The following is a 20,988-nucleotide window of genomic DNA, read 5'->3' on the forward strand; positions in this document are numbered from 1 at the left end:
TGCACCCGGCCGGGACGAGTCGGAAAACCCCGACAGGCAGCGCCCTGGCCGAAACAGGGGCGCGATTGTCCGGGATTAACGAGCAGAAGCAAAGACTTAGCTGAGGAGCGGTAATACGGACCAGATCATTCCAATAGAAGCTGCTGACGCATGACCTGTGGGAGCGGGCTTGCTCGCGAAGGCGGTGAGTCAGCACCACGTTAGCTCAATGACCCGCCGCATTCGCGAGCAAGCCCGCTCCCACGAGGACGCTCAACCCGAAATAAATATAAATTACCGAAGGTCTCTGTCTTGAGCTCTACAATCAGGTTGAATACCTGAACATCACCAAAGCGCCCACAGGAGCACAGCATGACCGCAACCGTTCTTGTACTGGTTGAAACCGTCAACGAATACCTGCCGATTCTTGAGCAGCAGGGCTATCACTTGGAGTTGGCGCCAACGCCTGCCGAGCGCAAGACGGCGATTTACGAACATGGAGAACGGTTCAGCGCGGTACTGACCCGCGGTCCCCTGGGTTTGACGGCCGAGGAAATGGCCGCCCTGCCCAACCTGAAAATCATCTGCGTGATCGGCGCCGGCTACGAGCAGGTGGACCTGCAGGCCGCCCATCAGCGCGGCATCGTCGTGACCAATGGCGCCGGGGTCAACGCGTCGTCGGTTGCCGACCATGCCATGGCGCTGTTGCTGGCGTTGGTGCGCGATATCCCCCATTGCGATGCCGCCCTGCGACGGGGCGAATGGCCGAGGGCCGCTCGCCCTTCCCTGGCCGGCAAGCGGCTGGGCGTGCTGGGCCTTGGCGCGGTGGGCATGGCGATCGCCAAACGGGCCGCCCTGGGCTTTGACATGAGCGTCAGCTACCACAATCGCCGGGTACGCAATGACGTGCCCTACACCTTCTGCGCCACCCCTACGGAACTGGCACGGGTCTCGGACTTCCTGATCCTCGCCACACCAGGCGGACTGGATACCCGCCAGTTGATCAACAAGCAGACCCTCGATGCCCTCGGGCCAAAAGGATTTCTGGTGAACGTCGCCAGGGCCAGCGTAGTTGCCACCGCCGATCTGATCAGCGCCCTGGAGCATCGGCGGATTGCCGGCGCGGCCCTGGATGTGTTCGATGACGAGCCCGAGGTGCCGCAGGCGCTGAAAAACCTGCCCAACGTCGTCCTTACGCCCCACGTGGCTGGCCTGTCGCCGGAAGCGACCCGCGCGATGGTAGAGCTGGTGGGCCAGAACCTGACCGCGTTCTTTTCCGGCAAACCGGTGCTGACGCCGGTGCGGTTGCCCCACGAGCAGCGTTAGAGAACCCCCAGCAGCGTCCACAGGCGCCTGGATTCGGCATCGGCACTGATCAGTTCGCCCAGCAGCTCGCTCAAAGGCTTGTTGCCCCACTCCACGCCACGCCGGATCAGATAAGGCACCGGGCTGTGGGGCTCGGTGCGGGCCAGGTAGCCGGCGATGACCAGTAACTGGCGATAGGCTTCTTCGCGGCTGGCCGGTTCCTGAAAAGCCAGGGTCGCAGCGGCGCTCGCCTGCGCCGGGGCGGTCTGCGGCGCCACCGCGGGTGCCGGCACGACGGTGGGTTGCTGTGGGTTCATCGCAATGAACTCCTCTATCAATGTCAGCAAGGCCTGCATTATGTCCTGCAAGGCGGTATAGCCTGGGGCCAGATTGCCCAGGTAGGCATCACTCCAGGCTTCGAGGCGTTGCAGGTGCTGAAGGCTCAGCATCAGGCTGCCCTGGCGATGCAGCCAGAACGACAATGGGGTGGTGCGAATCAGTTCGCTGAGTTTTTTCTGATCGTTGCGCGCCGCTTCCGCCGAGGCCTTGGCGTTTTTAGTATCGTTGACCAGCACCTGCTGGCGTTGCAGACGTTGCCAGTCGGCCAGGCAAAAACCGTCGAAGTCCTGATCCCGGCCATCGAACAATGGCACCCGCGTCAGTAACACTTCGCTGTAACGACGGGCCAGCCACTCCAGCGGAATCACCCGCCACGACTGATCACCGTCATCAGCCTGGGGGTACAACTGCTCGGGGTAGCGCTCACACAACCCCGCCACCAACGCCAGGCTACCCGGCAACCCTTCCAGCCCCGTCAGGTGTAACCAGGCCTCCCCCAGCCAGGCACTGATCATCAAATCCTTGCTGCGCTCAAGCAGCAGCGCAGTGGCGAGTTTTTCCAGTTCCGGCCATTGGGCGCGCTTGATCGAGGATTGCCACACACCGGTGGGCAGGCTGGTGTCGTCCTCACGGCGCAACTCGCGTAACTGGTCGAACTCCGGCTCATAGCGCAGATCCTGGCCGCACGGCGATTCAGCGCTGATCGGCTCAAGCAACCGGGTAATCAATTCGGGCAACGGGGATATCGGCAAACTCACAAACCCTCCTCGCGGGTTGCGATGGCGGGGCTCGATGAGGTCGCCATGAAAGGTGAACGGGGTGCCTGGGTTGGCAGCGGCGGGATCGACAGCGGCAGCTTCGAGCCCTGGCTCATCAGCGACAAACGCAGGAACATCAGGGTCTGCTGCGCCGTGGTCGCCTGGGTCTGAGCCGTCACGGGCAGTTGCAGAGTCAGCGGGAAGTCAGTGTAGTCGGCATTCGGCTGGCGCTGGCTCGAGACCAATGAACGCATCAGGCGCAACAACGACCACGGCCCCTGGTACTCCCAGCCGGCTTCCAGGTCGCGTACCACTAGATCGGGTTGTAACGGGTCGTTGGCCGGACGCTGGTAACCGTTGCGGGCCCAGCGCAAGGTCAAACTCACGGGTTGCCCGACCGTCCAGCGCAGGTTCTGCCCGGTTTCACCAGGGTAACTGACCTGTTGGTTGCCGGCGTTCAGCCCCCAGGCGATCACCTGGTCAGCACCGCGTTCCTGCTCGCGGTCGGTTCGCCAGCGCACGTCCATTTCCACACCGAGCAGGCCGCTCTTGTCGCGCACGAACAGCGGCCCGAGCCAGGCTCCGGCCTGTTTCAAACGGTTGAGAAAATCCTCGGCCGCCGTCCGTTGCGACGTCTGGCTCAACGCCAGCCCGGCCTGCGCCTGGGGCAGTCGCGTCTCGATCAGTTCCAGAAGGCGTTGGACCCGCGCCGGGTCGGCATCGCTGGCCCGCACATCCTGGGAAAACGGAAAGCGCCCGGCCAGGTATTGATTGAAGTAATTGGCCAGATCGTTCCAGGCGGTCGCCGCCTGGTTCTGTTGCAGGTACAGGCAACGTTGCAAGGCGCTCTGTTGCAGCGTGACGGTGCGCAGGGCCAGGTCGCCCCGTCCGCCGGGCAGGCTGGAGGTTTGCAGAATCTGCCCGCAGGAGGTGGTGTCCATTTCGATGAAGTCGCGGCTTACCAGTTGCTCCAGTTGGGCAGCCGCACTGGCCGGATTCTGGTTTTTGTATTTGAGCAGTTCGTCATTAAGTGCCATGAACCGGGCTACCTGATCGTGCTCCAGGGCCGATAGGTTGTCCTGTTGGACAATCAGCCATTCCAGCGCGGGCATGCGGTGCTCGGCGATCTGTAGCATGGCGCCGAACTGCTGGTTCAGGCTCAGCTTCAAGTCCTGAGGATCAGTGGCGCCGTACAACTGCAAACCGAAGTTCTTCGAACCGTCCCAGCGCTGGATATCGGTGCGTTGAGTAAACAGTGGCTGGGCGTCGATTTCGTTCAGGCCACTCTTGATCTGCGCCAACGCGCGGCGATTGAGCAGGCGCTGAAAACGAATCGCCAGATCGCTGCGTTTCACGTCCATGAAGGCTTTTTGCAGGGCAACGGCCTGGGAGGTCTGCACATTGAAACTCATGCCCGGTAGCGGTTGCTCGCTTTCATCCAGACTCAGCCACATGGCCCGCGCCGCCGCGCTTTCAGCGGCCTCCATCAGCGCCCCACGGTAATCCGGCGGGATGCGCGGCAATTCTTCATTGGCGTAGCTCTGGTAGCTGGCGAAGTAGTTCAGGGCAACGCTGAAATCGTCGCTGTCACCCCGACCCATCGAGTCGGCGTTACTGTCCGACGGCGCCTTCTGCATGGCCAACGCCACGAAATCACGCTTGAACAGCGCTTGCACCGCACTGTCCAGTGCCGTGACATGCTCCTGCAGCACCAGCAAACCGCTGCCTTGTTGGACCAACAGATTGTCCCGGGAACCGGTCTGGACGATCCACTGGTCGCGAAAGCTCTGCTGCAATTTTGCCGCCTGACTCTCCAGGTCCTGCTCAAGATCCGGCCCCAGCAGCGTGCTGTGGCCCACCTTGTCCATCAACTGGGTGTAACCGGGCACCAGGTCCTGCCCCTTGCCTCGGCCCCACGCCGAGTTGGTCAGGTTGACGAGCCGCTGCAGGTCGTCGATCAAAGCCATCAGCTCTTCGAGTTCACTCAAGGAATTGCCACCGCCCGCCTCAAGCTGTTGCAGATGCAGCTTCAGGTAACCGGCCTGGCGCACGAAGTTGTCCGCCAGAAAGTAATGATCCAGCCAGCGCTGCATCAGGCCCATGAAGTTATCGGCAATCACCGGGCGCGCGGCATTCAGGTCCAGGCCTTTCAAATCGGTATTCTGGGCATCGAACAGCACCCGATTGTAGAAACGTGCCCGACTCAAGGTCCCGGTATTGAGGTTCAGCGACAGGGCGTTGTTGCTCAGTTGCACCAGCTCGTCCAGTGGCGCCTTGGGGTTGTTCACCGCCTGGCTGAACATTTGGTTGTGCTGTTCCAGGCGCACCGCGCGCTCAACCAGGTCCTTGGCCTTTACGTAACTTTGCCATTGCGCCGGGTCTTCGCTTTCCACGTTGCCGCGCCGCTCGGTATTGCGGATGCCCTTGAGCTGTTCGAGGTCCGAGGCCAGCAGGTCACGCAGCGGCAATATCCAATGATGGCGGGCGGTCATGCGCAACCCGTTGTCCAGCTGTGCGTCCACGGAAGAGAACCAGGAAGTCGGAAACACCACCGAGACGAAACGCCAGCGCGGGGCTTTTTCCAGCACGGTCCAGTAGTTCTGCACGTTGTGACGGGTCGGTTCCAGTTGCGGCTTGTCGGGGTCGACCACGACATGGTTTTTGTGCGCGCTGAGGACCAACCGCGACAGCCCCTCGGCTTGCCCGACAGAATCGTGCCAGACCCAGACCATGCTCCCCAGCCAGACCACGCCGACCACCAGCGCCACCCCACCGGCCAGCCGATGCCAGCGCTGGCGCAAGCGCAGCAGGCGTGGCACCGGCTGGGCCAGGCCCCGCTCGGCTACCAGCCGGCGCGACCACAGTTGCCGGGCGAACACCGTTTGGCGCACAACGTTGTCACTGGCGGATAAGCCATCGCCGGTGACGGCCGGCGCCTGGCTGGCGGTGAAATACACGCCGCGAAAGTGCGGCGCCTCGCCCTGAGCGTTGCCCTGGAAAACCGGTTCCAGCAGCAGCTGCAAGGCCCGCCGCATCCCCTCGAAACGCTCCGGCAACCCATACAAATCACTGCTCAGTTGCCCCGACAGCGCGCCGATTTCGATGATCGACTGGGACAACGCAGCGTTGACCTGGTCCAGCGCCTGATCGCTCCATTGTGATTGCCATGCTGCATCGGGCGCGTATGGCGACGACCAGCCCAGCGTCGCTTCCCGGGCCTGGGCGGGCAACGCACTCACCAGTTCCTGAAACCCTGGCAGCTCCTCCATCCCGGTGATCACCACATACACCGGCAAACTCAGACCGAACCGTTGCAAAAGGTCGATGAAACAGCGCCGAACCTTGAGACTCAGCTCGGTCGTCTGTTCGATGTCATCGAGCTTGCCGAACGGGACGGTCCAGATCACCGCATCCAACGGCCGTCTGCTGCGCAGGCGCACAATCAACCCCAACAGGCGCCACCAGTTGCCCCGTTGCATGTTCATGCCCTCATCGGGCAAAAACAGTGCCTGGGGCACCACCAGCACCGCGCCTTCGGCATCCGACCACCAGCGCCCGAACCACGCCGCCTTGTCTGTCGGCTGCAAACGCCACTGGGCGCACAACTGCGCACCGTCGGCCTCGTTGCCCAGCATCAACAACCAGGGCATCTGGTAGCGGTCCCGAGTGCCCTGTTCCTGCTCCATGTGGCGCACCGCGCCATAGAAGCTGCGGATGGCCGCGCCGCCCTGGGTGCGCAGCCACCAGATCGCGGCCGCAATCAGCAGCACCGCGACAAGGGCGAGCAACACCAGGGCGACGATGCTCAAGAGGCTCATGAGTCCTGCTCCTGAACCACCGACTCGTTCAGTTGCAGCACCGATTCGAGCTCCGACTGGATGTCACGCCAGAACACCTGCCCCAACCCGGTCAGCAACAACACCATCGCCAGGATCACCAGTCCCAGGCGCAAGCCGTTCGGTAACGACTGCTGGGCCGGAACACGTATCGGTGTCGCCGCCGCAGACATCGCCAGGCGCTGGCTGACATCGACATAATCCGGCTCGTGCTGCCAGGCGAACGTGAACAGCGCCACCCGCCATTTTTCGTGCTGGACCTGACCGGGCTCGCCACGCAATCGGCCCCGAAAACCGAGAATCAGACAATGCAGATATACGTTGGCCAGGTCCCGGGTGCCGGGCATCTGCTCATCCAGCAGTTTCTTGATGGCAGCCGGCAACCGTTCGCCGGCCTGGCGGCTGGAGTACATGCGCGATTCGAGGGGATGTTGCTGCCAGGCCAGTTGTCCCGGCCACGGGGTGAACAGCAAGGTCTCGTCCACCAGCGCCACGAAAGCGTAGACCAGTGCCTTGACCTGCTCGGTCGCCGCATCGCCTACGGTGGCGAAGGCCACCCGCCACAACCGCTGGGCACTACGACCGGAAAGCTCCACCACCCGGCTGACCAATACCGCAGGATCGCTGTCCTTGGGCAAGTCCTGCCACTCCTGGGACCACTTCAGCCAGGCCTGACGAAACGCACTGCTCAGCGGTGCCTCATGCAGACTCCGAACCGCCCCGCCACTTCCGTCAGGCATACGACTCCCCTTTACGATCAGGCACTTTCACCGGTCTGCGCCACAAACAACACCACCTGCCATGGACTGCTGGCCTGGTGCGAGGCCGGCGCTACGATGTGCAACGGCAATTGCCCATCAAACCATTGCCCACCGGCGGCCACCACGAACAACCGGGTGTCGTCACCCACGCTGTAGGCCACCTGTTCGTTGCGGCTCATGGCCTGATGGGGCAGACCGCTCATGCGTTGGCGACTCAACAGCGGGATGTGCGGCGCGGACGCGATGATTGCCCCGCGCAGCCATTCGGCCGCGGCCTGCTCACTGACGCCGTTGGGCATGCGCAGACCGATCACCAGACGCTGACTCGGCTGGTCGTCGGGCAACTGGATCGAGAACACCGGGTCATTGCGTTCGAAGGCCAGGCTGCGATAGCCGGCACGGACCCGCTCCAGGGTGTTTTCCAGCCAGTCCAGCAGCGGTTCATAGCCGCGCTGCAGTTCAAGAAAATCCAGCGGCGCGAAGGCCGGGACGCCCGCCAGCAGATCGAGCGCCGACCAGCTACCGGCCAGGCCCAACAGCAGACCATGCAACGCCTGGGGTGTCGCCACCCGGGTGTTCAGGGCGCCTTCGACCTCCGGCAATCGCGTCCACAACGCAGTCAATTGGCGGCGAATTTCCATTGCATCGTCCTGGTTGCCGGCCGCCTCGGCCTGACGCAGTCGCCCGGCCAGGAACAGGCATTTCTCCCGTGCCCTGGCACACAACCCGGCCACTCGCCGGCCGAGGATCGATTCTGGCAACAGGACCGGCGTCGGCGGCGTGTAGGGCACCCGCAGGAAGCCACCGCCCTCCTTGCGGATGCGCAACAGTGGCAGGCAGATCGAGTCGGCCTTGCTCAGTTGTGTGCACAGCCGAGGGTTCGGCCGCCACACCGTAATGGACTCGGGGAATTCACCGCTGGTGAGATCCGGCAAGGCGTCACCCACTACCGATTGCAGGCGTCCCTTAAGTGGCAGCAATTGCCCGGCGCGCCAGAGCGGACTGATGGCCAGGTACACGGTCACCGTCGCGTCGTCGGTCTTGTTCACCGCCTCGGTGACGTCCAGCTCGAGGGTCGGCCCGACACCGGCCTGCAAATTGACCGGTAACCCGTCCGGCAAGGTGCCCTGCAGTTGCAACAGCCGGACCTGTCCGGCACTGAGGGCTGAAGGGTCGACTTCCAACTGGCTGACACCCCAGAACCATGGGTTGCAGGCGCCAGCAAAGTGCGCGGCCAGGGCCTCGGCGCGCAGCCCTTGCAATTGGAAATGCTGGGGCAGCAACTGCATGCCCTCATGCCAGCACACCGCGTCAGGTAACAGACTCATACGACTCCCTTCGACATCCCAATGTCACCGCCCGAAGGCGGCTCGCGGTCACTCAAGGCTGACTGGCAAGCTGGCCATCATTCACGAGGGTCATCTCACGACTTTCGAACTTCAGCCAGGCCTTGCGCTGATCGTCCAGCCGAAGCCGATGGGCTCCGGGAGTGTTATAGCTGGCGAAGACCAAAAGTCCAGCGGCGCGCCGGCCCTCCAGCGGGAAGGGTTGGCGGTCGATGAATTGCCCAGGCACCAGCTCCAGCCCCCATACCGACATGAGTTGACGATAGTCGCGCTGGAATTGTTCGCGCTCGGCGAACCACTGGCGGGCGGTAATACCCGACAGCTGCTTGAGCAGGTCCGGGTCGTTCACGGCGATGAAATCCACAGCAATCGGCGTGTTGTCGTTGGCACGCGGCGCGACGTCCAGGGTCAGGCTGTCGAGGTCGACACTGGGGGCAAACAAAGAACAACCGGTAAGCGCGACGCCCAAAAATAATCCGGAAAAAAGAACACGCAAAATGAATCTTCCTTTTCTCAGCGGTCAAAAATTGTTTTTGCTTGCTTTTTTATAGACCTGTTCTAGCGTCTTGGGTAGTTCGACCCACACAGTCGAATGCACCAGGTTCGTCAAGGGAATGACAGGTCTACTGCCCTCCATTTACAACCTGCTGATCAGCAAGGGAATGCGATGAGCGGGCCCCCCGATGCATTGCTCCCCTACATGCATCGGAGTCGGCCGCCATGGCAGAAAGTACCCAGCACAAGCTCGACAGAGTCCGCCCCCCCCGCGTCCAGATCACCTATGACGTGGAAATCGGCAATGCCATCGAAAAGAAAGAATTGCCACTGGTGGTCGGCATTCTGGCCGACCTCTCGGGCAAACCACTGGACCCGCTGCCCAAGCTCAACGAGCGGCGCTTCACGGAAATCGATCGCGACAACTTCAACGAAGTCCTCGCCTCCATCTCGCCTCGCGCCACCCTTCAGGTGAACAACACGCTTAGCGGTGACGACAGCAAGCTCAACATCGAACTCAACTTCCGCCACATCGACGACTTCGACCCGGTCAAGGTCGTGGAGCAGGTCACGCCCCTGCGCCGGCTGTTCGAAGCCCGCCAGCGTCTGCGGGACCTGTTGACCAAGCTTGATGGCAACGACGACCTGGACAAGCTGCTGCGCGACGTGATCGCCAACACCGAAGGCCTGCAAGAGATCAAGTCAGCCCGCCCTCAGGATGCGCAAGACCTGTCGACTGAAGCCGCCAACGATGACCCAGCCCCGGCCGAACCACAGGCCTGATCGCGCTCGTCACTCAAGGGAGATAAAGCCATGCCTGCTTCATCCAGCGCTCAAACCAGCGAGAGCACGACCCAGACCCTGTCCCTGTTGGACAAGATCATCGCCGAAGGCCGCATGGCCCACGACGACAGCCAGCAGGACTACGCCCGCGACATGCTGGCCGAATTCGCTACCCAGGTCCTCGACGAAGGCATGGCCATCGACAAGGACACCGTGGCCATGATCAACGACCGCATCAGCCAGATCGATCAGTTGATCAGCGCCCAGCTCAACGAAGTGTTGCACCACCCCGAGCTGCAAAAACTCGAAGCCTCCTGGCGCGGCCTGCACCTGCTGGTGCAGAACACCGAAACCAGCACGCGGCTTAAATTGCGCCTGCTCAACGTGACCCAGAAAGAACTGCAGAACGATCTGGAAAAAGCCGTCGAGTTCGACCAGAGCGCGCTGTTCAAGAAAATCTATGAAGAAGAATACGGCACCTTCGGCGGGCACCCGTTCAGCCTGTTGGTGGGCGACTACACGTTTGGTCGCCATCCCCAGGACATCGGCCTGCTGGAAAAACTGTCGAACGTCGCCGCCGCCGCGCACGCGCCATTCATTGCCGCCGCCAGCCCGCGGTTGTTCGACATGACCAGCTTCACCGAACTGGCCGTGCCCCGTGACCTGTCGAAGATCTTCGAGAGCCAGGAGCTGATCAAGTGGCGCTCGTTCCGCGAAAGCGAAGACTCGCGCTACGTCTCCCTGGTATTACCGCACTTTTTGCTGCGCCTGCCCTACGGCCCGGACACGCTGCCGGTGGAGGGCATCAACTACGTCGAGGACGTCAACGGCACCGACCACAGCAAATACCTGTGGGGCAACGCCGCCTGGACACTGTCACAACGCATCACCGAAGCCTTCGCCAAATATGGCTGGTGCGCGGCAATTCGCGGGGCCGAAGGCGGTGGCGCGGTAGAAGGCCTGCCGGCCCATACCTTCCGCACCAGCTCCGGGGACCTGTCGCTCAAATGCCCGACCGAGGTGGCGATCACCGACCGTCGCGAAAAAGAACTCAACGACCTGGGCTTCATTTCCCTGTGCCACAAGAAAAACAGTGACGTGGCAGTGTTCTTCGGCGGCCAGACCACCAATAAGGCCAAGGTCTACAACACCAACGAGGCCAACGCCAACGCGCGAATCTCGGCGATGTTGCCGTACGTGCTCGCGGCCTCGCGTTTCGCCCATTACCTGAAGGTCATCATGCGCGACAAAGTCGGCAGCTTCATGACCCGCGACAACGTGCAGACCTACCTCAATAACTGGATCGCCGATTACGTGCTGATCAACGACAACGCGCCCCAAGAGATCAAGGCGCAGTACCCGTTGCGCGAAGCGCGGGTGGACGTCACGGAAGTGGCGGGCAAGCCAGGGGCCTACAAGGCCACGGTGTTCCTGCGCCCACACTTTCAGCTTGAGGAACTGACCGCCTCGATCCGCCTGGTGGCGACCCTGCCGCCGCCGGTAGCTGCCTGACTGCTATGTGGCTATGTGGCTATGTGGCTATGTGGCGAGGGAGCTTGCTCCCGCTGGGGCGCGAAGCGGCCCTGTTTTTTGGGACTGCTGCGCAGTCCAGCGGGAGCAAGCTCCCTCGCCACAGGTTCGGCTTTCGTCTTTAACGGATCGGTATTGGGCACCGCCCATCTCGTCATATTCAGGAGTTCCAAACAATGGATGCGATCATTCTCGACCTCGGCGGCGACATCAAGGGCGACAGCCTGCTTGAGGGTTTCACCGACAAAATCGAAGTCATGTCCTACAGCCACAACGTGGCGATGCAAGTCACCAACGACGTCAGCAACTCGGAACGCACTTCCGGCCGGCCCCACATCGGCGAATTCACCCTGACCAAATTCGTCGACAGTTCCACCCCCACCCTCAACGAATATTGCTGCGCCGGCAAACCCATCCCCGAAGCCATCATCACCATCGGCCGCAACGCCGCCGAAGGCAGCGGCAAGCTCATGCCCTTCATCATCTACACCCTGACCAACGTCGTGCTGTCCAACGTCAGCGTCAGTGGCGGTACCGGTGGCAAGCCGGTGGAAACCCTGTCGCTGAACTTTACCAAGATCAAATGGGAGCTCACCGCGCAGAAAGACGACGGCACCAAGGAAGGCACGGCGGGCACGACGTGGGACCTGGCGGCCAACAAGATGACCAAGTAAAGAAGCCGCGCCCATGGCTGGCTTCGGGCTTCGCCCTCCCCTGTTCGAGCGCCTGGCCAGCCCGGCGCACGACCCTGAGCGGGCGTTCGACCGGCAGGCGCTGCAGGACTCGGTGCATGCCGAACTGCTGCGCCTGTTCAACACCCGCCGCGGCCCGAAAGCGCTGACCGAACCGCCGAGCATCCTGGATTACGGCATCGCTGACTGGACCGCGCTACAGCAGCAACGCAGTGATGACCGTCGCCAATTGACCCGCGAGATCCGCCAGGCCATCTACCACTTCGAACCGCGCCTGCGATTGGGCGAGGTCCAGGTCAACCCTGTGCCGGGTCATCCCCAGCAACTGAACATACGGCTATTGGGCGAGTTGCGCGACGACCAGCATTCATGGCCCGTGGCATTTGTCATCGAGCCCGCCGGTGACGGCCTTGAGGTACGACATGAGCGACTCGATTGACCCGCAACTGCTGGACTATTATCAGCGTGAGCTGACCTGGCTGCGGCATGCCGGGAGCCTGTTCGCCGAACGTTACCCCAAGGTCGCCAGGCGCCTGGAACTGTCTCCCGGCGAATGCCCGGACCCGCATGTCGAGCGACTGCTGGAGGGCTTCGCGCTGCTGGCCGCCCGCTTGCAGCGAAGACTGGACGACGACTACGCCGAGTTCAGCGATGCCTTGCTCGAACAGCTTTACCCCCTGGCCCTGCGCCCTTTGCCGTCCTGCGCCATCGTGCAGTTCGAGCCCGACCCAAGCAAAGGCAACCTCAACGAAGGCTACCCCCTGCCCCGGGACACCCCCTTGTTCGTCACCACCGATAAGGGGCAGAGCATTCATTTTCGCACCACCGCCGCCGTGCGCCTGTGGCCGATCGAAGTCAGTGAAGCGTTGCTGCTGGGCAGCGATGAGGCACAAGCGCTGACCGGGGTGGTCCAGGCGCGTTCGGCCTTACGCCTGAACCTGCGCTGCCTGGGGGAAAGCCAATGGTCGACGCTGGGGATCGACGCCCTGCGGGTGCATCTGGCTGCCTCACCGATGATCAACGCCTGGCTGTATGACCTGCTCGGCGCCCATGCCATTAAGGTACTGGCCGGCCCACCGGGCAGCGTGCCGGAACCGCTGACCGGCCTGCCAGAAATCGTCGGCTTCGCCAGTGACCAAGCCTTGCTGCCGGACGAAGACGGTGTGCATCCCGGCATGCGTCTGCTGGCGGAATACTTTGCCTTCCCCGACAAATTCGGCTTTTTCGATCTGCCACTGGCCGGAGCCACCAGCGACAGCCAATCCTTGTACCTGTACATCGTGTTCGACCGTGCCCCCGTCAGCCGCCTGCCGCTCCAGGCCAGCGACATCGCCCTGGGCTGCGCGCCGGTGATCAACCTGTTCCCCAGGACGTCCGAGCCGCTGCGCCCCGACGGCACCCGCAGCGAGTACCGCCTGGTGGCCGACAGTCATCGGGAAAACAGCGTCGAGATCCACAGCGTCCGCGGCATGCGCGCGACGTCGAGCCAGGGCGTGCGCAAAGTCCCGGCCTATTACGGCAGCCAGCACGGCAACGACCAGGCCTGTTACTGGCATGCGCGGCGAGTCAGCGGCATGAGCCCCAATCGCCTGGGCACCGACTTGATGGTCAGCTTGGTGGACACTCAGTTCGACCCGCTGGCTGACACGCGGGACTATAGCCTCACCGCGGAGTTGCTGTGCACCAACCGCCACCTGGCCCAAAGCCTGCCATCCGGCACCGCCCTGGGTTTTGAGCGTCCCGGACCGGTGGCCTGGGCCCGCCTGCGCAACTCGCCCAGTCCGCAAAGCATGCCGCGCCTGGACGGCGAATCGCGCTGGAGGCTGGTGTCGCAATTGACCCTCAACCACCTGTCGCTGGTGGAAGGTCCCCAGGCGTTGGACGCGCTGCGTGAAATGCTCGAATTGCACAATCTGCGGGACGAAGCCAGCGCCCGTCGACAAATCGCCGGGGTGCTCGAATTGGGTTGTGACCGGGTCATCGCCCATGTCGGCGAAGACGCCTGGCGCGGGTGGCGCAACGGGTTGCAAGTGCGCCTGCAACTGGACCCGCAACACTTCGTCGGCAGCAGTGCCGTGTTGTTCTCCGGGGTGCTCGCACAATTCTTTTCCCTTTATGCCACCGCTAATCGCTTCGTGCGCACGGTGCTGGTTCAATCGGACAGGGAGGTGAAAACATGGCAACCCCAAGCCGGCAAACCCCTGACGCTCTGAACCTGAGCCAACGCTTGCGGCGCGATCCGCAGCGCTTCGAATGGCTTCAGGCGTTACTGGTGCTGGAGCGTGAACAACCCCAGGCCGAAACCCTGGGCAGCGGCACCGCGCCCCACGCAGAAGCCTTGCGCCTGCGCGGACCGCTGACACCGCTGTTCGCCGCCAGTGAAGTCGAAAGCCTGAAGCAGGAGCCCGGCACGGCGCCAATCCTGAGTACGCCGATCTTTGGCCTCGGCGGCCCCGACGGTCCCCTGCCCTACGCCTATCAGGAATGGCTGCAACAACGGACCCGGGCGCGCGATCATGCGCCGGCGGAGTTTCTCGATCTGTTCCAGCATCGCCTGCTCAGTTTGCTCTACAAAGTAATGCGCAAACACCGCATCGCCCTGGGTTTTACTGCTCCGACAGCGTCCGCCGTGCAGGCGCAACTGCGAGCATTGACCGGCCTGCTGCCCAAGGCTTTGCAAGAACGCCAGGCCGCGCCCGATGCTGCCGTGCTGGCGTGTACCGCGCTGTACGCCGATGGCCGGCGCTCCCTGGCCGGGTTCGCGGCAATCGTGCGCGAACAGTTCGGGCTGCCGGTGGAACTGACCGCCTACGAAGGTGGCTGGCGGAAAATCCCGCCGGCTAGCCGCAGCCGCTTACACCCCGGTGGCAGTAACTTGCGCCTGGGCCGCAGCGCGGTGGCCGGCACCCGGGTCTGGGACGAACATGCCGGCGTGCGCCTGACCCTCGGCCCGCTAACCGCGGCCCAGGCCAATACATTGCTGCCCACCGGCGAGACCCATCCGTTGCTCGCCAGCCTTTACGCCTTGTACTTCGGCCCCGACCTGGATTGCACCCTGGTGCTGCTGATCCGTGGCGCCGGACCATTACAACTGGTTCGCCAGACGCCGCCACGATTGAGCTGGAACGGTGGCCTGCAACGCCAGCCCAATCTTGCCGTACAACGGATCGAAACCCGCCTTCGTCAGCCGGAGATCGCCTGAAATGGAACTGGCCAGCCTGATCGGACGCCTCAACCCGGACAACCGTCGCGCCCTGGAACGCGCCGCGCAACGCTGCCTGCAACGCAGCCATCACTATGTGGAAATCGAGCACCTGCTATTGGAACTGCTGGACATCGAAGGCGGTGACTTCGCCTGCCTGCTGCCGCGCTTCAGCCTGGAGCGCGACGCAGTGACGGCAGAAATCAACAAGGCCCTGGAGCTGTTCAAATCCGGCAGTACCCGCACGCCGGCCCTGTCGACGCAAACCATTGGCCTGCTGGAAGACGCCGTGGTGCAAGCCAGCGTGCTGGGCCTGGACAGCATCCGTTCCGGCTTGTTGTTGCTGGCGCTGCTGGACCGTGATGAGCGTCGCAGTCTGTTGCTCAACAGTGCCTCGTCGCTGCTGCGCATCCCCCGGGAGGCTTTGCGCGCCCATCTGCTGGAATGGACCGAAAGCTCTCGGGAACATGTCGGCGGCGTACGCCCGGCAAAGCCCGGTGAGATGCCACAGAAACAGGATCCGGTGCTCGACCAATACACCCAGGACCTGACCGCCGACGCCCGGGACGGACGCATCGACCCCATCGTCGGGCGCGACGGTGAGATTCGGCAGTGCATCGATATCCTGCTCAGGCGTCGGCAGAACAACCCGATCCTGGTGGGCGCGCCGGGTGTTGGCAAGACCGCTGTGGTGGAAGGCCTGGCCCTGCGCATCGCCGCAGGTGACGTGCCCCCGTCGTTACAGGAAGTCACGTTGCGCGTGCTGGATCTGGGCCTGTTGCAGGCCGGCGCGGGCGTCAAGGGCGAGTTCGAACAGCGTCTCAAAGGCGTGATCGATGCCGTGCGCAGCGCTGAAAAACCGATCATTCTGTTCATCGACGAAGCCCATACCCTGATCGGTGCCGGCGGCGCCGAAGGTGGCAGCGATGCGGCCAACCTGCTCAAACCAGCCTTGGCCCGGGGCGAACTGCGCACCCTGGCCGCCACCACCTGGCTGGAATACAAAAAATATTTCGAGAAAGACCCGGCCCTGGCTCGTCGTTTCCAACTGGTGCAGGTCGAAGAACCGGACGAACTCACCGCCGTGGAAATGCTCCGTGGCGTGGCGAGCAAACTGGAACAGCACCACGGCGTGCAGGTGCTGGACGCGGCCATCCACGAGGCGGTGAAACTGTCCCACCGCTACATTTCCGGGCGGCAATTGCCGGACAAAGCCATCAGCGTGCTCGACACCGCCTGCGCCCGTGTCGCCCTTGGCCAACACGATGTGCCGCCGCCGCTGGAAAGCCTGCGCCACCGCCAGAACAGCCTCAAGGACGAAGTCGAACGCTTGCGGCGTGAACAGGCCACAGGGCTTGATCACCGCGAGCGCATCACCCTGCTGGAAGCAGAGTCGGGCGGCAACGTGCAGGCCATCCGCGAGCTGGAGACGCGCTGGGGCGAAGAGCGCGAAGCGGTGCGCGAACTGCTCGACACCCGCCGCGAACTGCTGGCGTTGAGCGAGCGCGCCGACGGTGAAAAGCCCGACACCGAGATCGATAACCGCATCGACCACCTGGCCGCCGAACTGCTGCGCCTGGAAGCCGGCCTGGATGCCATTCGCCAGGACGATCCGCTGGTGCCCGAACAGGTGGACAGCAAGACCGTCGCTGCGGTGATCGCCGGCTGGACCGGCATTCCGGTAGGCAAGATGCTCGCCGACGAAGCCCACGCCGTGCGCACCCTCGGTCAGCGCATGAGCCTGCGGGTGATGGGCCAGGACACCGCGTTGAACACCATCGCCCAGCGCTTGCAAGCCTATCGCGCCGGCCTGACCGATCCGCAGAAACCGGTCGGCGTATTCCTGCTGGTGGGCCCCACCGGCGTGGGCAAGACCGAAACCGCCTACGCCCTGGCCGATGCCCTGTATGGCGGCGAACGCAACCTGATCAGCATCAACCTTTCGGAATACCAGGAAGCCCACACCGTCAGCCAACTCAAAGGCGCCCCGCCCGGCTATGTCGGTTACGGCAGCGGCGGTGTGCTCACCGAAGCGGTGCGGCGCAAACCCTATTCGGTGGTGTTGCTGGATGAAATCGAAAAGGCCCATCCGGATGTGCTCGAGGCCTTCTATAACGTCTTCGACAAAGGCCTGATGGAGGACGGTACCGGCCTGGTGGTGGACTTCAAGAACACGGTGATGCTCGCCACCAGCAACGTCGGCGCCGAACTGCTAATGGACACGCCGGCCGCGCAGTTGGGCAGCGACGCCTTCAACGAAGCCTTGCACAAGGTGCTGCTGCAAGCGTTCCGCCCGGCGTTTCTGGCGCGCATGACGGTGGTGGCGTACCGGCCGCTGGATGAAGCGACGCTGGAGGGGATCGTGCTGGCGAAGCTGGAGAAATTGCGCGGGCGCTACAAGGCCGCGACCGGCAAGCAATTCGAGTTCGATGCCGGGATCGTCAAGGCCGTGTTGGCCAAATGCAGCGCCGCGGGGGCACGGGATGTCGAGAATGTGCTGATGACGCAGGTGACGGGGAAATTGGCGGAGTGGGTACTGGAGTAAGGAGTACAGGACTCATGAGAATCGGTAGCTTCAACGTTGAAAAAAACGGCAAGTCTTCCACCCTGGAAAAGCAAACCCAGGTGGACATCTTTCTCTACAACTGTTGCTCCAGTAACTATTGGGATGCGGACATCGTTTTCTTGTGTGAAATACATTCGGCACAAATCGACAACTACCGCTCGAACCTGGCGGCCATCTACAAGAACTACAGTGTCTACGCGTTTACTGGCGGCTACTCAAACGCCTACATCGTCATGGTCAAGAGCTTTGAGCAATTGCAAGTGATCAGCCAGGGCAGCCTGTTTACCCTGAACAGGGACCTGATTGCGGTGGAAGCCAACGGCGTGAAGGGTTATACCGGCTACGTGTTCCTCGCACACTTCAAGTCCGGCCAGAATGGCGTGACCAAGAGCCAGCTCAAATCCTGCACGGCCCTGGGCGGTAAATGGGTCGCAACGGGTGACCTGAACCTGGATTATCAAAACGTCGGGCAACTCGATACGGCGGGGCTTGCCTATGAGTGTTGGAACGGCCAGCAGACCCAGAGCAAGGGCGGCATTCTCGACTGGGTGCTGGCTTCGGCGGACGTGAAAGTCGTCCCGGTCGACATCACCGGACTGGCCCATGTGTTCGATATGTCCGGACCTGATCACCGCCCCATTCTTTTCGATGTGACGAGCTGAACGACAACGGTCGCCGTTTTCCACGCCCCGCCGAGGACGCTTGATGCCCCGCTCCACCGACAGTAACACCACCCTCTCCCTCACCGCCGCCACGCTGTCGGCGCTGTACCCTGAATCCCTGTCCGGCGAAGAGAGCCTCAATGCCTTGGGTTCGCACATCCTCAACGGTATCAACGACGGCCCATCGCTGACCCTCACCAGCGCTGTCGCCAGCCATGTCACCACGACGCTGCACAAGGATGCATTGTTGCGCCCGCTGGACTGTCTGGTCGCGGAAATCCGTCAGCTCCCCGCCGACGCTACCGCCGAACGCTATCAACTTTTGCTGCGCCCATGGCTTTGGTGGCTGACCCTGGCGAGCAACAACCGGGTGTTCCAGAACCTTGCCACTTCGGACATCGTCACCACGATTTTCAAGGCCCATGGCTTCACCGACTTTCAGCTCAAGCTGACTGGCAGCTACACCCCACGCGAATACTGTGTGCAATACGGCGAAACCGATCTGGCCTTCGTCTCGCGGTTGATGGAAGAAGACGGGGTTTTCTGGTTTTTCAGCCACGAGCAAGGCAAGCACACGTTGGTATTGGGCGACAGCAATGATGCGTTCTTGCCGATCCCCAATGGCCCGACGGTGAATTATCTCGGGCAGAAAATGGGGGATCGGGAGCTGCACGGCATCCGCTCAGGCCAACTGTGCCTGCAAGCGGTGGCCGGGGTCTATCAGGCGACCGATTACCAATTCACCACGCCAACGACATCGCTCTACAGCCAGGCTGAAGCCGTGGCCGGGCCCAGTTCGATATACGAGCATCCGGGCGGCTATGACGCCAAGGGCCAAGGCGATGCGTTGACCAAGCAGCGGGTGGATGGCCTGCGCAGTCAGGAGAAGCGTTTTGTCGGCGAAAGCGACTGCCGCTGGCTGGTGCCGGGGTATTGGTTCACCCTCGCCGGCCATGAAGACCCAACGCTGAATATCGATTGGGTGGTGACCTCGGTCAGCCACGAAGCCAGCCACGATAGCTACCGCAACCGCTTCGAGGCGATTCCCAAGTCCACGACTTATCGACCGGCCCGCACCACGCAAAAACCGCGCATGCACACCCAGACCGCGCTGGTGGTGGGCAAGGCCGGCGAAGAAATCTGGACCGACGAATACGGGCGCATCAAGTTGCAGTTCCCCTGGGACCGTACCGGCAAGAACGACGAAACCTCATCCTGCTGGGTTCGTGTGGTATTGCCCTGGAGCGGCAAGGGTTTTGGCATCCAGTTCGTGCCGCGCATCGGCCAGGAGGTCATCGTCACCTTCATCGACGGCGACCCCGACCGGCCCTTGGTGACCGGCTGCGTCTACAACGGTGACAACGCCCTGCCCTACGCGCTGCCGGCCAACCAGACCCAGTCCGGGATCAAGACCAACTCGTCCAAGGGCGGCGGCGGCTTCAACGAATTGCGCTTCGAGGACAAGAAGGACGCCGAGGAGGTTTTTCTCCAGTCCCAGAAAGACTTCAACATCAACGTGCTCAACGACACCACCGCCACGGTCGGTCATGATGAAACCCTCACGGTGCAGAACGCTCGCACTCGCACGGTCAAGGAAGGCAACGAAACCGTCACCCTGGAAAAAGGCAAACGCAGCGTGACCATCCAGACCGGCAGCGACAGCCTCGATGTCAAGGACACCCGCACCGTCACCGTAGGTTCGGACCAGAACCACAGCACCGGCGGCAACTACGCGCACAAGGTCAGCGGTAACTATGAACTGACGGTGGACGGCAACCTGACCATCAAGGTCAGTGGCACCCTGACCTTGCAAAGCGGCGGTAGCTTCGCGATCAAGAGCGGTGCGGACCTGGCGGCCCAGGCCAGCACGTCCATCAGCCAGAAGGCTGGAACCGCCCTGAGCAACCAGGCAGGTACGTCATTGGAAAACAAGGCCGGCACGACCTTGACCAATGACGCCGGCATCAGCCTGGTGAACAAGGCCGCCGCCGAACAGACCGTGGACGGCGGCGGCATGCTGACCATCAAGGGCGGCCTGGTGAAGGTCAACTGACAGGAGTGCCCCGATGACCTCGAAAAGACTCGACGTGGAGCGTGACGACAGTCACCTGAGCGGGCTACTGGTCGACGGCCACCTCGACGGCCAATTGCAGATTGATGAAGCCCAGCGTCCGCAAGCGAAACTCAACTATCAACGGGGTGAACTGCAAGGCACCAGCACGCTGTATCACCCCAACGGTAAAGTCTCGGCGGTGTTGCCCTTCGTCAAAGGCAAACTGCAGGGCGTTGCGAGCTTTTACGCCGCCGAAGGCGGGCTGCAGCGCCAGGCCACTTATCGGTGTGGGTTGCTGCACGGTGAAGCGAACAACTATTTCCCCGACGGGCAACTGGCCGAGGCCGAGTTCTATCGTGAGGGTGTACGTGACGGTCGTTATCGACGCATGCACCCCAATGGCAAGCCCGCCGTCGACGCCCGCTACCTCAACGGCCAACTGCTGGAACCGGCACACGCCTACGCCGAAGACGGCCGGCCACTGGACGCCGACGGCAAGCCGATCTCCAGGGTGCGCTGGTGGTTCAGGCGCTGGAATGATCCGGCGCAAGCATAATTATTATCTTTCCCCTTACCCTTGTGGGAGCGAGCCTGCTCGCGATGACGGTGGCACAGCCAACATCTCCACCAACTGACCCACCGCTATCGCGAGCAGGCTCGCTCCCACAGGCAATCATCCAT

The 20,988-nt window shown here is 62.6% G+C and carries 16 protein-coding genes; 11 read left to right on the forward strand and 5 right to left on the reverse strand.

Annotated features, from left to right (window positions below; translation table 11 throughout):
- The first annotated feature begins 351 nt into the window (after window positions 1-351).
- Window positions 352-1,305 (forward strand): 2-hydroxyacid dehydrogenase, encoded by a 954-nt coding sequence (locus MA884_RS00670; RefSeq protein WP_256228459.1) that lies wholly within the window; start codon window positions 352-354, stop codon window positions 1,303-1,305.
- Here MA884_RS00670 and tssA read toward each other — a convergent pair.
- Genes tssA through MA884_RS00695 form a run of 5 tightly spaced genes read right to left on the reverse strand, consistent with a single transcriptional unit; the run spans window position 1,302 to window position 8,820 of the window.
- A complete protein-coding gene (tssA, locus tag MA884_RS00675; RefSeq protein WP_256228460.1) occupies window positions 1,302-2,381 on the reverse strand; it encodes a type VI secretion system protein TssA in 1,080 nt (359 codons plus the stop codon). The genes MA884_RS00670 and tssA overlap by 4 nt on opposite strands.
- Complete coding sequence (locus MA884_RS00680) at window positions 2,378-6,199, reverse strand: type VI secretion protein IcmF/TssM N-terminal domain-containing protein (protein WP_256228461.1); 3,822 nt, start codon at window positions 6,197-6,199, stop codon at window positions 2,378-2,380. The genes tssA and MA884_RS00680 overlap by 4 nt, the downstream gene beginning before the upstream one ends.
- A complete protein-coding gene (locus MA884_RS00685) occupies window positions 6,196-6,957 on the reverse strand; it encodes a DotU family type IV/VI secretion system protein (protein WP_256228462.1) in 762 nt (253 codons plus the stop codon). Before MA884_RS00685 ends, MA884_RS00680 begins: the two co-directional genes overlap by 4 nt.
- Before the next feature lie 17 nt (window positions 6,958-6,974).
- A complete protein-coding gene (gene tssK / locus MA884_RS00690; RefSeq protein ID WP_256228463.1) occupies window positions 6,975-8,306 on the reverse strand; it encodes a type VI secretion system baseplate subunit TssK in 1,332 nt (443 codons plus the stop codon).
- 52 nt (window positions 8,307-8,358) lie between these two features.
- The gene (locus tag MA884_RS00695; protein WP_256228464.1) at window positions 8,359-8,820 is read right to left on the reverse strand and encodes a type VI secretion protein; all 462 of its coding nucleotides are present in this window, start codon (window positions 8,818-8,820) and stop codon (window positions 8,359-8,361) included.
- A gap of 224 nt (window positions 8,821-9,044) precedes the next feature.
- Here MA884_RS00695 and tssB point away from each other — a divergent pair, with 224 nt between their 5' ends.
- The 10 genes from tssB (at window position 9,045) to MA884_RS00745 (ending at window position 20,863) form a co-directional block, all read left to right on the forward strand.
- Window positions 9,045-9,602: a type VI secretion system contractile sheath small subunit gene (tssB, locus tag MA884_RS00700; RefSeq protein ID WP_256228465.1), complete on the forward strand. Its 558-nt coding sequence runs from the start codon at window positions 9,045-9,047 to the stop codon at window positions 9,600-9,602.
- Window positions 9,603-9,632: 30 nt separating this feature from the next.
- On the forward strand, window positions 9,633-11,114 hold the full coding sequence (gene tssC, locus MA884_RS00705) for a type VI secretion system contractile sheath large subunit (protein WP_256228466.1): 1,482 nt from the start codon (window positions 9,633-9,635) through the stop codon (window positions 11,112-11,114).
- 194 nt (window positions 11,115-11,308) lie between these two features.
- Entirely contained in the window at window positions 11,309-11,806 is a 498-nt protein-coding gene (locus MA884_RS00710) for an Hcp family type VI secretion system effector (protein ID WP_256228467.1), read from the forward strand.
- 13 nt (window positions 11,807-11,819) lie between these two features.
- Window positions 11,820-12,263 carry a type VI secretion system baseplate subunit TssE gene (tssE, locus tag MA884_RS00715; protein ID WP_256228468.1) on the forward strand — a complete coding sequence of 148 codons (444 nt, stop codon included), beginning with the start codon at window positions 11,820-11,822 and terminating at the stop codon, window positions 12,261-12,263.
- A complete protein-coding gene (tssF, locus tag MA884_RS00720) occupies window positions 12,247-14,037 on the forward strand; it encodes a type VI secretion system baseplate subunit TssF (RefSeq protein ID WP_256228469.1) in 1,791 nt (596 codons plus the stop codon). Before tssE ends, tssF begins: the two co-directional genes overlap by 17 nt.
- Window positions 14,001-15,026 carry a type VI secretion system baseplate subunit TssG gene (gene tssG / locus MA884_RS00725; protein ID WP_256228470.1) on the forward strand — a complete coding sequence of 342 codons (1,026 nt, stop codon included), beginning with the start codon at window positions 14,001-14,003 and terminating at the stop codon, window positions 15,024-15,026. The genes tssF and tssG overlap by 37 nt, the downstream gene beginning before the upstream one ends.
- A gap of 1 nt (window position 15,027) precedes the next feature.
- Entirely contained in the window at window positions 15,028-17,571 is a 2,544-nt protein-coding gene (gene tssH, locus MA884_RS00730) for a type VI secretion system ATPase TssH (RefSeq protein WP_256228471.1), read from the forward strand.
- Between the two features lie 14 nt (window positions 17,572-17,585).
- Window positions 17,586-18,254: an endonuclease/exonuclease/phosphatase family protein gene (locus MA884_RS00735; RefSeq protein WP_256228472.1), complete on the forward strand. Its 669-nt coding sequence runs from the start codon at window positions 17,586-17,588 to the stop codon at window positions 18,252-18,254.
- Window positions 18,255-18,297: 43 nt separating this feature from the next.
- Window positions 18,298-20,307 carry a type VI secretion system tip protein TssI/VgrG gene (gene tssI / locus MA884_RS00740; RefSeq protein ID WP_256228473.1) on the forward strand — a complete coding sequence of 670 codons (2,010 nt, stop codon included), beginning with the start codon at window positions 18,298-18,300 and terminating at the stop codon, window positions 20,305-20,307.
- A gap of 13 nt (window positions 20,308-20,320) precedes the next feature.
- Window positions 20,321-20,863: a toxin-antitoxin system YwqK family antitoxin gene (locus MA884_RS00745; protein ID WP_256228474.1), complete on the forward strand. Its 543-nt coding sequence runs from the start codon at window positions 20,321-20,323 to the stop codon at window positions 20,861-20,863.
- Window positions 20,864-20,988: the final 125 nt, after the last annotated feature.

Origin of the sequence: Pseudomonas sp. Q11, assembly GCF_024494355.1 — a bacterium.
GTDB classification, from domain to species: Bacteria; Pseudomonadota; Gammaproteobacteria; order Pseudomonadales; family Pseudomonadaceae; genus Aquipseudomonas; species Aquipseudomonas hefeiensis.

Bases quoted from the DNA above. Each gene is read 5' to 3' on its own strand.
- MA884_RS00745 (WP_256228474.1), top strand. From the start codon at position 20,321: ATGACCTCGAAAAGACTCGACGTGGAGCGTGACGACAGTCACCTGAGC.
- tssC (WP_256228466.1), top strand. From the start codon at position 9,633: ATGCCTGCTTCATCCAGCGCTCAAACCAGCGAGAGCACGACCCAGACC.
- tssB (WP_256228465.1), top strand. From the start codon at position 9,045: ATGGCAGAAAGTACCCAGCACAAGCTCGACAGAGTCCGCCCCCCCCGC.
- tssK (WP_256228463.1), bottom strand. From the start codon at position 8,306: ATGAGTCTGTTACCTGACGCGGTGTGCTGGCATGAGGGCATGCAGTTG.
- MA884_RS00670 (WP_256228459.1), top strand. From the start codon at position 352: ATGACCGCAACCGTTCTTGTACTGGTTGAAACCGTCAACGAATACCTG.
- MA884_RS00685 (WP_256228462.1), bottom strand. From the start codon at position 6,957: ATGCCTGACGGAAGTGGCGGGGCGGTTCGGAGTCTGCATGAGGCACCG.
- MA884_RS00735 (WP_256228472.1), top strand. From the start codon at position 17,586: ATGAGAATCGGTAGCTTCAACGTTGAAAAAAACGGCAAGTCTTCCACC.
- MA884_RS00680 (WP_256228461.1), bottom strand. From the start codon at position 6,199: ATGAGCCTCTTGAGCATCGTCGCCCTGGTGTTGCTCGCCCTTGTCGCG.
- tssE (WP_256228468.1), top strand. From the start codon at position 11,820: ATGGCTGGCTTCGGGCTTCGCCCTCCCCTGTTCGAGCGCCTGGCCAGC.
- MA884_RS00710 (WP_256228467.1), top strand. From the start codon at position 11,309: ATGGATGCGATCATTCTCGACCTCGGCGGCGACATCAAGGGCGACAGC.
- tssH (WP_256228471.1), top strand. From the start codon at position 15,028: ATGGAACTGGCCAGCCTGATCGGACGCCTCAACCCGGACAACCGTCGC.
- tssF (WP_256228469.1), top strand. From the start codon at position 12,247: ATGAGCGACTCGATTGACCCGCAACTGCTGGACTATTATCAGCGTGAG.
- tssG (WP_256228470.1), top strand. From the start codon at position 14,001: ATGGCAACCCCAAGCCGGCAAACCCCTGACGCTCTGAACCTGAGCCAA.
- tssI (WP_256228473.1), top strand. From the start codon at position 18,298: ATGCCCCGCTCCACCGACAGTAACACCACCCTCTCCCTCACCGCCGCC.